Below are 12,348 nucleotides of genomic sequence, written 5' to 3'. Positions count from 1 at the left end.
GTCGGGTCAGGCTTTCGCCCAGCCTTCCGAATCAATCAGTGTCTTCAGGCGCGAGGCATCATATTCCGCCTCAAGGCGCGCTGCCTCGGAGGCGACAATGGCGTCGGGGTCGCCGTCGAGGTCATGGACCACCACCTTGCGCCATTCGGCGAGGTAACTGTCACTGTCACGCGCGCCGATCTTCATGGCGCAACGGTCGATGGCTTGTTCAAAGCGTTCGGAAAGCTGCACTTTGGAGCCGCGCCGACCCTTGCCGACAATGACCTGAGCCGGAATGTCGCGCCAAAAAACCACTGTGACTTCGGCCATGATACGATGATTCCCTTGCGCTGTTGCTGCTGTTGATAGTCGCCAATCCCCGACAACCGATGTCGGATTTCGACATGGCGCAGCGAGGATGCGACCCCTTGGGGGGTGCCGCCCCCACATATACCCAACGCACCAGAATTGCGACGCCGGCGGAGCGGAAAAATCTTCATTCAGATCATGCGTTAGACAGATGCCATGCGAGGTGGCCCGGATCGCGGCTTGCAGGACTGTGACAACCGGATTACGCTTTGCGACAACCACATATGGAGGGCGATCATGACGCCCGAGCGTCCCCAAGGGGCGGACGCTGCTGATGCGATGATCGAGCTGCCCGAGGGCGGTTCCGTCGCAAAAGAGCCATCTGCCCCTGCAGCCCCGGGGTCATTGCCGCTGTACGCAGCACTTGACCTTGGCACAAACAGTTGCCGGATGCTGATTGCCCAACCGAAGGGCAGTCAGTTCACCGTCATCGACAGCTTTTCCAAGACCGTGCAGCTTGGCGCGGGCCTTGAGGCATCCGGACGGCTGAGCCGGTCATCGATGGCACGCACCATTCAGGCGCTGCGGATTTGCGAAAAAAAGCTGGAAAAGCATAACGTTCGGCGGATGCGACTGATCGCGACCGAGGCGTGTCGACGGGCGCGCAACGCCAAGGATTTCATCAACCAAGTGCGGCGCGAGACGGGCCTCCAGCTGGAGATCATCGGACCTGAGGAGGAGGCGCGGCTGGCGGTCATCTCGTGTGCGCCTTTGGTCAACACGACGACGGAGCAGTTGCTGGTGGTCGATATCGGCGGCGGATCGACCGAACTCGTGTGGATCGACCTGTCCGCCGTGCCGCAGGAAGAGCGGCCACGCGCTATCATGCGGCTGCACATGGGCTTTGACGCACAGGGCGAAGGCAAGGTGGCCCGGGTGGTTGACTGGATTTCGGTGCCGCTTGGGGTGGCGACGCTGAAGGATCAGTTTGCCGATGTCGATGACGACGCGGCGCGGTTCGCACTGATGAGTTGGTTCTTCGAAGAGAACCTTGCCAGCTTCAGCCCCTATAACGCCGAAAACCTGCGGGCCGGCTTTCAGATTATTGGCACCAGCGGCACGGTCACGACAGTGGCGGCCAGCTTTCTTGGCTTGCGCCGCTATGACCGGGCGAAGGTGGATGGCCTGCAGATGACCAGCGACCAGATCGGTTATGTGATCCGCGAATACCTGACACTCGGGCCTGAGGGGCGGCGCACGGATCCGCGGATCGGGCGCGATCGGCATGCGCTGATCATGTCCGGCGCAGCGATTTTGCAGGCGTTGATGCGGATCTGGCCTACTGACCGGTTGTCGGTGGCGGATCGGGGGCTTAGGGAGGGCCTCTTGTATGCGCAGATGAGCGCGGACGGAATTCTGGAAGACGGGCCATATACATGAGCGAGATCAAGGGAACATCCGGCCGCGGCCAACGCGATTTGCGGGTCAGGGTTAAGACGGCAAAGGGGCGCAAGCTGTCCTCGACGCTGTGGCTGGAACGGCAGCTGAACGATCCGTATGTGATCCGCGCCAGAACCGAAGGCTACCGGGGCAGGGCGGCTTACAAGATTCTGGAGCTGGACGACAAGTACGGCTTTCTCGTGCCGGGCGCGCGGGTGGTTGATCTTGGCTGCGCGCCGGGCGGCTGGTGTCAGGTGTCGGTGGGACGGGTGAATGCGCTGGGTGACCGCAAGGGCAAACCGGTGGGCAGGGTGCTTGGCGTCGATTTGCAGGAAGTGGAGCCGATTCCGGGCGCAGAGCTGCATCAGCTCGACTTTCTGGCCGACGGTGCGGAGGAGCAGGTGAAGACCTGGCTCGGAGGCGCTGCCGATGTGGTGTTGAGCGACATGGCAGCGGCATCTTCCGGGCACAAGGGCACCGACCATCTGCGCATCATCGCGCTGTGCGAAGCGGCGGCCTATTTTGCGTTTGACGTGCTGGAAGTCGGCGGGTCGTTCGTGGCCAAGGTTCTGGCGGGCGGGGCGGAGCATGAATTGCAGGCGCTGTTGAAGCGGAACTTCAAGAAAGTGGCGAATGTGAAGCCGCCGGCAAGCCGCTCGGACAGTTCGGAGAAGTTTGTGGTGGCGATGGGCTATCGCGGCAAGGCCGAGGACGGCGAAGCAGGCGAGTGAGTGCACCGGGCGGCCATGAAAAAGGCGCCCGAAGGCGCCTGTTCATTAGCCGAAAGTGGCGGTCAGCCGCCCCAGCTGCGCACCGGACCGCAATCCATGTGCACGAAGTTCGAGCGAGAGTATTTGCCGACACCGCCCGAAGCGCAGGCTGCGGCCGCCTTGGCCATCTGCCCGACCGACCGGGATTTCAGCCGAAGGTCAGCTGCCTGACCCTTCATGTGGAGAGAATTCTTCGCCACGCCACGCGATTTGGACCGCAGCATCGCGTTGGTAGCCGCGCAGCGATAGCCTGACAGCAGCATGAACGGCTCGCTTACATCCATCAGACGGTGCGAGGCGGCCATGATATCGACGGTGCGAGCGTCCATCTTCACGGATTCGCCGGAACGCCAGTCGCGCATGAAGTAGTTGATTTCCTTGAGAACCTCGGGGATGTACTCACCCTCGATCCAATAGATCGTGTCTATGCTTTCGCCGGTTCGGCCGGAATACATCCGGATGCGGCGAATGTCGCCAGCGCCCTTCAGCAATCCGAAAGCATTGGTGTATGTTGGCGCAGCGATTACTGCCGTCGCTGCGAAAACGCCAAGCAGCCCACGCCGCGTGACACCGAAAGATCCAGTTTCCGTCATTCTAACGCCTGTCCCCGTAGCTGTCTTTGACTGCCAGTTTTGCAGTTCTGTGCCACTTCTTCCCCAAGTGCTTCCGCCTTATCGCACAAGTGGAATCGAAGCCCAAGCGCAGAATCCCCGTTGGTTCCCCACACAACCACCGATAGGCAAAAAATTGCTGAACGTGTCAAATTTTTACCATTTGTTGCGGGGATGCATCGCCGTGCACCAAGACTGTCTCCAATTCTGCGACAATTGAGACGGATTTCCTGACGTCGACACCTTTGTGAATGGACTCATGCGTTGTTTTCCTTGCAACATCAGGTCGATACGGGACGATTACATTTGAGGATCTGATGGGTATTCTGGATATGCGTTTGCGGCCCGGCCATCTGGCTTTTGCTCGCATTGCGGTGGTCTTGGCGGTGGGCGTTGCCTCGCCGCTGCAGGCACAGACAACGGCCTTTACGCAATCGCTGGCAACGGCTGCTGCGACCGAAGATGCAGTGGCGGAATGGTATCGCAAGACCGGCTATGAAACGCTGTGGACCGGACAGGATGACGCGGCGCGCAGGCTTGCATTCCTGGGTGCCATTGCGACGGCACACGACCATGCCTTGCCGGTGCAACGCTATGACGCCGCTGCATTGATCGCGGCGTATCATGTGGCGGAAACCGAAGGCGACCGTGGCCGCTTGGAAGTAGCGATGACGAAGGCCTACCTTGCTTGGGCGCATGACCTGACCTCGGGTGTGCTGAAACCAGCGAAGATCGACGCAGGCATTGTGCGCGACATTGTGAGAGAAGACCCGCAAGTGCTGCTGGCGCGTATCGCCGCCGGGGATCCGGAGGCGGTGCTGGCGCGGTTGCTGCCGAAGTCGTCAGTCTATGTGCAACTGATGAAAGCCAAGATCCGGCTGGAGCGGCAAATTGGCAGCGGCGGTTGGGGCGAAGCGCTTGATGTGGCGGCAATGGAACCCGGCGCGATAGGCGCCGATGTGGTGGCGCTGCGCGACCGGCTGGTGCGGATGGGGTATCTGGCAGCTTCGGCCAGCCAGACCTTTGATCGGGCAATGCAAAAGGCTGTTCAGGAATTTCAGCTGAACCATAGCCTTACCCCCAACGGCAACGCGTCGGAAAGCACGCTGGCCGAGATCAACGTCGGCCCCGAGGAGCGGCTGAAATCGGTGATCGTGGCGATGGAGCGCGAACGCTGGCTGGATATTGACCGCAGCGTGCGTCACATCTGGGTCAACCAGCCGGAGTTCACCGCCAAGATCATCGACCACGGCAAGACCGTGTTCCAGACGCGGGTGGTGATCGGCAAGAACGTCCCCGATCAGCGCAGCCCCGAGTTTTCGGACCAGATGGAGCATATGGTGATCAACCCGTCCTGGGGGGTGCCGCGATCTATCATCGTGAAGGAATATCTGCCGCTGCTGCAACAGAACCCGAATGCCGTTGGCCATCTGCAGGTGGTGGACGGGCGCGGGCGCGTCGTGCCGCGCGGGTCAGTGAATTTCGCAGCCTATTCGGCGCGCAATTTTCCCTATGCGTTGCGCCAGCCACCGTCAGACGGCAATGCCTTGGGGCTGGTGAAATTCATGTTCCCAAACCAATACAACATCTATCTGCATGATACCCCGTCGAAGCCGTTGTTCGAAAAGGAAGTTCGCGCCTTTAGCCATGGCTGCATCCGGGTCGCGGATCCGTTCGATCTGGCCTATGCACTGCTATCGCTGCAATCGACGACGCCAGAGGCGGATTTCAAGGCGGTTCTGGATACCGGGCGCGAGACCACAGTGGAATTGGAGACGCCGGTGCCCGTGCATCTGGTGTATTTCACCGCCTATCCGACGGCGAAGGGCAAGATCAGCTATGCGCGCGACATCTATGGTCGCGATGCAGAGCTGTATCAGGCGCTGGTCGAGGCCGGGGTGGCTTTGGGCGGCGTATAGCGCTAAATCCGCGTCGGGGCAGGTGTCCCGGAGGGAATCCCATGGCCCACACCATTCGCGATATCGCCGCTGCAATTGGGGCCGAGGCCGAGGGGGCGCTGGATCTGACCATCGACCGGGTGGCCGAGCCGCAGTTGGCTGGGCCGGATGATCTGGCGCTGGCGATGGACCCGCGCTATGGCGACGGGATTGCCAAGGGCAGGGCGCGGGCGGCACTGCTGTGGCCTGGCGCGGATTGGCGGGCAATGGGCTTGGTGGCGGTGATCTTTGCGCCGCGCGGGCGGTTTGCGATGTCGGGACTGACGCGGTTGCTGGACCGGGGGCCGGATATCGCTGCGGGCGTGCATCCGATGAGCCTGGTTGACCCTACGGCGCAGATTGGCGCGGGTGCCGCCATCGGGCCATTCGTGACCATCGGTGCGGGTGCGCAGATTGGCGCCGGTGCGCGGATTGCATCGCACGTATCAATTGGGCCGGGGGCGCGGATCGGGGCAGATGCGCTGATCCTGGAAGGCGCGCGGATCGGCGCGCGGGTCAGCATAGGCGCGCGGTTCATCTGCCACCCCAATGCTGTAATCGGCTCGGACGGGTTCTCATTTGTCACGCCCGAGAAATCCGGGGTTGAGCAGATCCGCGAGACGCTGGGCCAGCGTGAGGCGATCACCGCCCAAAGCTGGACGCGAATCCATTCGCTGGGGGCGGTGACAATTGGGGATGACGTCGAGATCGGCGCAAACTCCTGCGTTGATCGCGGCACCATCCGTGACACGGTGATCGGGGCAGGCTGCAAGCTCGACAACCAGGTGCACGTTGGTCATAACGTGACCCTCGGGCGCGATTGCCTGTTGTGCGGGCAGGTCGGCATTGCCGGATCAACCAAGATCGGCGACCGGGTGGTGTTGGGCGGGCAATGCGGGGTCGGCGACAACCTGTTCGTGGGTGATGATGTGATCGCGGGCGGTGGCACCAAGATCATGACCAATGCACCGGCGGGCAGGGTGCTTTTGGGCTATCCCGCCGTTCGGATGGAGACGCATGTCGAGATGCAGAAGGCACTGCGGCGTTTGCCAAAGCTGGCAGCCCGGGTGGCCGAGATCGAGAAGCTTGTTCCCAAGCTGCCGGAGACAGATTAAACCCGCTGCATCAGGCAGGGGCCAGGGATGCGACTACAGATAGAGCAGGCGGTGATCGAGATTCTGGCGGCGCAAGCACTGCTTTCGCCTGACGATATTGCGGCTGATTCACGGCTGGAAGATCTGGGGCTGGACAGTCTGGGCAAGGTCGAGGCGATCTTTGCGCTGGAGGAACGCTTTGACATCTCGATCCCGTTCAACGCGAATGTACCAGAAGCCCCTGATTTCGATACCTCTTCGGTGCAAAGCATTGTCGCGGCTGTGGAAAGTCTGATCGCTCAGCAAGCCGCATGAAGCGGGTCGTGATCACCGGGGCGGGAACGGTGAATGCGTTGGCGCGTGATGTGGCGGGGACGTTTGTGGCATTTCGCGACGGGCGCTGTGGGATCGGGCCACTGAGGTTCCGCGACGCGGACCGGTTGAGCATCAAGATCGGCGCGCAGGTTCAAGACTGGCAGCCAGAGGCGGAGTTCACTGCGGCTGAGTTGTCGTTGTATGACCGTTTCACCCAGTTTGCCGTCTTTGCCGCGCGTGAAGCGATGGCTGCGGCGGGTTTGGGCGGCGGTCTGGGCGTGCGTGCGGGGGCGATTCTGGGCAGCGCTGCGGGCGGCATCGCCACTTGGGAAGACAGCTATCGCGCGGTCTTTGCCGAAGGGCGCAACCGGGTGTCGCCGCTGGTCGTGCCGCGTCTGATGCACAATGCGGCGGCTTCGCATCTGTCGATGACCTACGGATTGCAGGGGCCGGTTTTCACCGTGGCCTCGGCCTGCGCCAGCGCCAATCACGCGATGGGGCTGGCACTGCAGATGATCCGCTCGGGCGCTGCGGATGTGATGCTGACCGGCGGGTCGGAGGCGATGCTGTGCTTTGGCGGGATCAAGGCTTGGGAGGGTCTGCGGGTGATGGCGCCGGACGCCTGCCGACCTTTTTCAGCTGGAAGACGCGGCATGGTGATGGGTGAGGGCGCAGCGGTGCTGGTGTTCGAGGAAGAAAGCCATGCGCGGATGCGGGGGGCGCGCATTCTGGCTGAAGTGGCGGGATTCGGGATGACGGCGGACGCGTCTGATATTGTGGCGCCGTCTGCCGAAGGGGCGGCGCGCGCGATGACGTTGGCGCTGGCGGATGCCGATATGGGGCCGCGCGACGTTGGCTACATCAACGCGCATGGTACCGGGACGCTGGCCAACGACCGGGCGGAATGTGCGGCGGTGCGGCAGGTTTTTGGCATAGGCGCGCCGCTGATGTCGTCAACCAAGGCGATGCACGGCCATGTCATCGGGGCCACCGGGGCGATCGAGAGTCTGGCTTGCCTGATGGCGCTGATCGAAGGCGTGGTGCCGCCGACAATCGGGTTTCAGGGCCCTGATCCGGATTGCGCGCTGGATGTGGTGGCAAATGTCGCACGAGCCGTGCGGGTTGACGCGACGCTGAGCAATGCCTTTGCCTTTGGCGGGCTTAACGCCGTTCTGGCACTGCGCCGGGCCTAACGCACAAGGCCGACCCGGATGGGTCGGCCTTGTGTTCAGCGTTGGTCAGGCGCTATTCGCTGGCCTTTGGGGCTTCTTCGGCAGGGGCCGCAGCTTTGGCAGCCGCTGCTGCCGCATCAGCCGCCTTGTTGGCAACATTCACCGCCTCGAACCCTGCGGTGAAGCCTTTCAGCGACGCGGTCAGGGTGACCTTCTGATCCGGGGCAACGAAAGGCACGATGGTGATAACGGTGTTGGCGCCTTTCTTCAGCTGTTCCACTTCCTCGGCAGTAAAACCAAGGCGGACCACGCAACCGATCTGGGCGCAGAAGGTGAACGGGTAGGCTTTGGGTTTGCCGGTGTCGATCTGCAGCATCATGCCGGCGGTGAGCAGCGTCTCCAGCGGGGCGATGAAGGTGGCGCCGGCAACGGCGGGGCCTTCGCCGCCTTCGGGCAGGCCAAACAGGGTGAATTCGGCAACCGAATTGCCCTGATCGTCTTTCAGCAGCATGTACAGCTGGCATGGATCGATGCCGGATTCGGTGCGCACGCAGCGCTGTTCCCAGGCTTCGAAGTTGGCTGCGACATAGGTTGACCCAACCCCGTCAGCTGCGCCGACGTCGGCCCCCATCGAAAGGCCGTCTGCCGCGGGGGCATCGCCCTCGACGGGCGCGGGTTCTTCGGTGGTGGTGGTTTGGGCGAAAAGCGGCATCGCCGCCAGCGTGAACGCCAGCGCGAGCGTGGAAAGCATGGTCTTGGCCATCTTTGGCAATTCCTTTGGTCGGGATCAGTCGGTTCGTCGGCGTCTTTACCATGGGCAAAGCGGCAAGTCAGGTGCGAAAAAGACGGGTGGCGCGGTTCTGCCGCGGCCAGCGGGGCGCAAGAAAAAAGGGCCGGGAAACCGGCCCTTTTCACGATAATGTTTTTTGCTCCCTGTCGGACTGGCCGACTTATGTGACAGACCGTAAGGCGGTTTTTTACATGCGTCAACGGGTTTTTGGCAGCCCGAATGGCCGATTTTTCCCGAAAAAAAGCCGCGCCGATTTAAGGGCGCGGCCAGTCGACAGGGAGGAAAACATCATCAACCCGCATGGGAGATGCGGCCCGACAAGACAAGTCTGGCACAATGGAGTTAACAATGTATTTTGGCAGCGAGTGCAGGGTGCGCGGGACCGATTTCGCGCAACGAGTGGGAGTGTGGCGTGGCAGAAGCAGCAGTTGTGGCAGACAGCATTTTTTTGGGTGGCGGCGGTGAGGGCTACGGGGTGCCGCAGTCGCTGTTGCTGAAATACGGCAACCGGCATGGGCTGATCGCGGGGGCGACCGGCACGGGCAAGACGGTGACGCTGCAGGTGCTGGCCGAAGGATTTTCGGCGGCCGGGGTGCCGGTGTTCCTGTCGGATGTGAAGGGCGATCTGTCGGGCATCGGCGCGTCTGGATCGGCGGCGCACAAGCTGCACGAGCCATTCATGAAACGCGCGGCGACCATCGGGATGGAGCTGACCTACCGCGCATTCCCGGTGATTTTCTGGGATCTTTTCGGGCAAAAGGGCCACCCGATCCGCGCCACCGTGGCTGAGATGGGACCCCTGCTGCTGAGCCGGCTTCTGGAACTGTCGGAGCCGCAGGAGGGGGTGCTGAACGTGGCGTTCCGCCTGTCGGATGAGGAGGAACTGCCGCTGCTGGATCTGAAGGACCTGCAGGCGCTGCTAGTCTTTGTGGCGGAAAATGCTGAAGCGATTTCAGCGCGTTATGGGCTAGTGTCTAAGGAATCAGTGGGGGCTATCCAGCGCCGGTTGCTGGTATTGGAAAACCAGGGCGGGGCGGATCTGTTTGGCGAGCCGGCGCTGGAACTTTCCGACCTGATGCTGACCGATGCCGCCGGTGCGGGGCGGATCAGCATTCTGGCGGCGGACCGGTTGATGAATTCGCCACGGCTGTATGCGACCTTCCTGTTGTGGCTGCTGTCGGAGTTGTTCGAGACGCTGCCCGAAGTGGGTGATCCGGACAAACCGAAGCTGGTGTTCTTTTTTGACGAGGCGCATTTGTTGTTCACCGACGCGCCAAAAGCGCTGGTGGCCAAGGTGGAACAGGTGGCGCGGCTGATCCGGTCCAAGGGTGTTGGGGTGTATTTCATCACCCAGAACCCGGCCGATGTGCCAGAGAACATCCTGGGGCAATTGGGCAACCGGGTGCAGCATGCGCTGCGGGCGTTTACCGCGAAAGACCAGAAAGATCTGAGGCTTGCGTCGGAAACCTATCGTCCGAACCCGCGCTTTGCCATCGAGGATGCGATCCGCGATGTGGGCACCGGCGAGGCGGTGACCTCGATGCTGGAGGCCAAAGGCATTCCCGGTATCGCCGAGCGGACGCTGATCCGGCCGCCGTCAAGCCAGCTTGGGCCAATTGACGAAGCCGTGCGGGCGGCGTTGGTGGCGGGCTCTCCGGTCAAGGGGAAGTATGACATCACCGTTGACCGCGACAGCGCCTATGAGCGGCTGCGTGCCAAGGCGGAACGGGCGGCGCAGGACGCCGCTGCTGCGGCGGAGGACGAGGCGAAGAAAGCTGACGTGGACCGCGAGTTCGAACGCGCCCGGCGCTATGACGGCAAGGGGTATGAGGCGCCGAAGAAATCCACCGGTCGGTCGGATTCGGTCGGCACGGCCTTTGCCAAAAGCTTTGCCCGGCAGTTGGGCACGAAGTCGGGGCAGGCGATCATCCGGGGAGTGCTGGGGTCGTTGTTCGGGTCGCGGAGATAGCACGGAGTCCTGCCGTTCTGCGGGTTAACGCCGCGAAATGGCAGGGTTTTCGACGTCTTCATTGCGTCTTCTTTCCGTCTTCCCTGCGTCTACACGCGCGCAAGACAAAAGTGGCGTTAACCGTGCGCTGCGAATCGGCTCTGGACTAAGGCAGGGTCAGCCCGTCAAACAGGGCGGACAGCGCCGAATGGGCGCGGGAGCGGCGATCCTCGGCTGGTTGGCCTTCGGCGGCCCAGAAGGCCACGGCGAAGATCGCGCCGTTCACCAGATGCGCCAGCGCCTCGGCATCCGGGCCACGGACGCGGCCTTGGGCTATGAAGCCCTGCAGGTCTGACATCGTTTCGCCAAAGCCCGATTCCATCAGGATGTCGACCGATTTCATCCCCAGAACCGCCGGGGCGTCCTGAAACAGGATGCGGCGGCGGTCAGGCCGCAGCACGGCATCAAGGTAGACATGGAAGCAATCGCGAAAACCTTGCCAGTGGTCGGGCGTCGCCTCCCATGCCGGGACCATCTCGGCGGCGACCTCAGCGTCGATCCGGCGCAGGACCGCCTCGAACAGGCCGGCCTTGTTGGTGAAGTGGTGGTGCAGCGCGCCGCGTGTGACACCAGCCCGTTCGGCCAGCGTATCAAGCGACACGGCGGCGAAGCCTTCGTCGGCAAAGGCGCGATGTGCGACGGCAAGCAGCCGGTCGGTGGTGGCTTGCGCCATGGCGGCGCGGCTTTGGCGTGTGGTTGACATACGGACCGTATGTGAGATATTGACATACGAAGCGTATGTGAAACGATGGAGGCTGGCAAGTGCGGGCGCGGGATATCTGGGCGGAGGTACCGGGAATTGTCGGGCTGGCGGTGCCGATCGTGGTCGGTCTGGCGGCGTCGAGCCTTGTCGGCATCACCGATTCGCTGATGGTGGCGCCGCTTGGCCCGGTGGCATTGGCCGCAGTGGGCCTGACATCGGCGGTGGCGATGATCCTGTATGCGTCGATCTATGGCATCCTGTCGGCGCTGTCGGTGCGGATCGGGCATGCACATGGCGCGGGCGCGGGGCGGGCCATTCCGGGGATATTGCGCAACGGGCTGGCGCTGGGGGTGGTGATCGGGGGGATGGGCACGCTGATCATGGCCGCCGTTTGGTTCGCGTTGCCGCATCTTGGCCAACCGCCAGAGGTGTTGGCGGCGATGCCGGCCTACTATGGGCTGATGGCACTGTTCATGATTCCCTTTGCCCTTTTGTTCGTGTTTACCGCAACATTTGAAGCAGTCGGGAGGCCGTGGCTGGGCACCGGCTTCGCTTTCATCGGGGTGATCGTGAACGTGCCGTTGAACTATGCGCTGATCTGGGGGATTGGCCCGCTTCCGGCGTTTGGGCTGACCGGGGCAGGACTTGCCAGCCTTTCGGCGCAATGTCTGGCGTTGGGTGTGGCCTGGGGGATGTGGATTTGGGCACCGTCGTTGCGCCGGTTGCGGCTGCGCCGGGCGCTGTCATGGACGGATATGGCGATGACGGCGCGCGAAGGGCTGCCGATGGGGGTGATGTATCTGGTGGAAACCGGGGCCATCGCGGTGGGCACGATGATGATCGGCACCTTTGGGGCGCTGGCGCTGGCAGCAAATCAGGTGGCCATGTCGGTCGGCGGTCTGTTGTACATGGTGCCGTTGGGGGCAGCGGGGGCGGTGGCGATCAGGGTGGCGCAGGTGAGCGGTGCGGGAAACCGGGATGCCGTGCGGCCAGTGGCCTTTGCAGCCCTTGCGGTGGCCACGGTTTGGTTGGCAGGATCGGCACTGCTGCTCGGGTTTGGCGGGAATTGGATGGCCAGTCTGATCGTGCGCGACCCTGAGGTCGTCACGCTGGCCGCGACCGTGATGGCGGTGTTTGCGGTGATGCAGCTGTTTGACGGGGTGCAATCGACGATGCTGGGTGCGCTGCGCGGGCTGTCGGATGCGGGCTGGGCGGCGGGG

General features: G+C 62.8%; 12 protein-coding genes. 8 read left to right on the top strand and 4 right to left on the bottom strand.

What is annotated here, in order from left to right; genetic code table 11:
* Positions 1-6: 6 nt before the first annotated feature.
* Positions 7-309: a virulence factor gene (locus tag RMO18_RS11945; protein ID WP_309666144.1), complete on the bottom strand. Its 303-nt coding sequence runs from the start codon at positions 307-309 to the stop codon at positions 7-9.
* A 276-nt stretch (positions 310-585) separates the two neighbouring features.
* On the opposite strand from RMO18_RS11945, the gene RMO18_RS11940 reads away from it, so the two are divergent.
* Both RMO18_RS11940 and RMO18_RS11935 read left to right on the top strand, forming a co-directional pair.
* Positions 586-1,728, top strand: coding sequence for a Ppx/GppA phosphatase family protein (locus RMO18_RS11940; protein WP_309666143.1), 1,143 nt, complete (start codon positions 586-588; stop codon positions 1,726-1,728).
* The gene (locus tag RMO18_RS11935; protein ID WP_309666142.1) at positions 1,725-2,459 is read left to right on the top strand and encodes an RlmE family RNA methyltransferase; all 735 of its coding nucleotides are present in this window, start codon (positions 1,725-1,727) and stop codon (positions 2,457-2,459) included. The genes RMO18_RS11940 and RMO18_RS11935 overlap by 4 nt, the downstream gene beginning before the upstream one ends.
* Before the next feature lie 62 nt (positions 2,460-2,521).
* Here RMO18_RS11935 and RMO18_RS11930 read toward each other — a convergent pair whose 3' ends face one another.
* Positions 2,522-3,091, bottom strand: a complete 570-nt coding sequence (locus RMO18_RS11930; RefSeq protein ID WP_309666140.1) for a DUF882 domain-containing protein — start codon at positions 3,089-3,091, stop codon at positions 2,522-2,524.
* A 335-nt stretch (positions 3,092-3,426) separates the two neighbouring features.
* Between RMO18_RS11930 and RMO18_RS11925 the strand changes: the two genes are divergently transcribed.
* From RMO18_RS11925 to RMO18_RS11910, 4 genes are read left to right on the top strand one after another with little or no spacing between them, the layout of a single operon-like run.
* Positions 3,427-5,028: a L,D-transpeptidase family protein gene (locus tag RMO18_RS11925; RefSeq protein WP_309666139.1), complete on the top strand. Its 1,602-nt coding sequence runs from the start codon at positions 3,427-3,429 to the stop codon at positions 5,026-5,028.
* A 41-nt stretch (positions 5,029-5,069) separates the two neighbouring features.
* A complete protein-coding gene (gene lpxD, locus RMO18_RS11920) occupies positions 5,070-6,161 on the top strand; it encodes a UDP-3-O-(3-hydroxymyristoyl)glucosamine N-acyltransferase (RefSeq protein WP_309666138.1) in 1,092 nt (363 codons plus the stop codon).
* A gap of 27 nt (positions 6,162-6,188) precedes the next feature.
* The gene (locus tag RMO18_RS11915; RefSeq protein WP_309666137.1) at positions 6,189-6,455 is read left to right on the top strand and encodes a phosphopantetheine-binding protein; all 267 of its coding nucleotides are present in this window, start codon (positions 6,189-6,191) and stop codon (positions 6,453-6,455) included.
* On the top strand, positions 6,452-7,648 hold the full coding sequence (locus tag RMO18_RS11910; RefSeq protein ID WP_309666135.1) for a beta-ketoacyl-[acyl-carrier-protein] synthase family protein: 1,197 nt from the start codon (positions 6,452-6,454) through the stop codon (positions 7,646-7,648). Before RMO18_RS11915 ends, RMO18_RS11910 begins: the two co-directional genes overlap by 4 nt.
* A gap of 52 nt (positions 7,649-7,700) precedes the next feature.
* On the opposite strand, the gene RMO18_RS11905 is transcribed toward RMO18_RS11910, so the two are convergent.
* Positions 7,701-8,390, bottom strand: a complete 690-nt coding sequence (locus tag RMO18_RS11905) for an invasion associated locus B family protein (RefSeq protein WP_405054061.1) — start codon at positions 8,388-8,390, stop codon at positions 7,701-7,703.
* Positions 8,391-8,847: 457 nt separating this feature from the next.
* On the opposite strand from RMO18_RS11905, the gene RMO18_RS11900 reads away from it, so the two are divergent.
* Positions 8,848-10,386 carry a helicase HerA-like domain-containing protein gene (locus RMO18_RS11900; RefSeq protein ID WP_309666188.1) on the top strand — a complete coding sequence of 513 codons (1,539 nt, stop codon included), beginning with the start codon at positions 8,848-8,850 and terminating at the stop codon, positions 10,384-10,386.
* Between the two features lie 145 nt (positions 10,387-10,531).
* Here RMO18_RS11900 and RMO18_RS11895 read toward each other — a convergent pair whose 3' ends face one another.
* Positions 10,532-11,128: a helix-turn-helix domain-containing protein gene (locus RMO18_RS11895; RefSeq protein ID WP_309666134.1), complete on the bottom strand. Its 597-nt coding sequence runs from the start codon at positions 11,126-11,128 to the stop codon at positions 10,532-10,534.
* Positions 11,129-11,187: 59 nt separating this feature from the next.
* On the opposite strand from RMO18_RS11895, the gene RMO18_RS11890 reads away from it, so the two are divergent.
* Positions 11,188-12,348: MATE family efflux transporter (locus tag RMO18_RS11890; RefSeq protein ID WP_309666132.1), on the top strand; the 1,161-nt coding region annotated here is incomplete at its 3' end.

The sequence above is a fragment of the Tabrizicola sp. genome, from assembly GCF_031377265.1.
Lineage (GTDB): Bacteria > Pseudomonadota > Alphaproteobacteria > Rhodobacterales > Rhodobacteraceae > JAUYQR01.
Note: the sequence above shows the minus strand (reverse complement) of the source record. Positions and strands in the feature narration are given on the sequence as shown.

Excerpts from the sequence above, each read along its gene's own strand:
- RMO18_RS11895 (WP_309666134.1), bottom strand. The coding sequence starts at position 11,128 with ATGTCAACCACACGCCAAAGCCGCGCCGCCATGGCGCAAGCCACCACC.
- RMO18_RS11925 (WP_309666139.1), top strand. The coding sequence starts at position 3,427 with ATGGGTATTCTGGATATGCGTTTGCGGCCCGGCCATCTGGCTTTTGCT.
- RMO18_RS11930 (WP_309666140.1), bottom strand. The coding sequence starts at position 3,091 with ATGACGGAAACTGGATCTTTCGGTGTCACGCGGCGTGGGCTGCTTGGC.
- RMO18_RS11915 (WP_309666137.1), top strand. The coding sequence starts at position 6,189 with ATGCGACTACAGATAGAGCAGGCGGTGATCGAGATTCTGGCGGCGCAA.
- RMO18_RS11940 (WP_309666143.1), top strand. The coding sequence starts at position 586 with ATGACGCCCGAGCGTCCCCAAGGGGCGGACGCTGCTGATGCGATGATC.
- RMO18_RS11905 (WP_405054061.1), bottom strand. The coding sequence starts at position 8,390 with ATGGCCAAGACCATGCTTTCCACGCTCGCGCTGGCGTTCACGCTGGCG.
- RMO18_RS11935 (WP_309666142.1), top strand. The coding sequence starts at position 1,725 with ATGAGCGAGATCAAGGGAACATCCGGCCGCGGCCAACGCGATTTGCGG.
- lpxD (WP_309666138.1), top strand. The coding sequence starts at position 5,070 with ATGGCCCACACCATTCGCGATATCGCCGCTGCAATTGGGGCCGAGGCC.
- RMO18_RS11910 (WP_309666135.1), top strand. The coding sequence starts at position 6,452 with ATGAAGCGGGTCGTGATCACCGGGGCGGGAACGGTGAATGCGTTGGCG.
- RMO18_RS11945 (WP_309666144.1), bottom strand. The coding sequence starts at position 309 with ATGGCCGAAGTCACAGTGGTTTTTTGGCGCGACATTCCGGCTCAGGTC.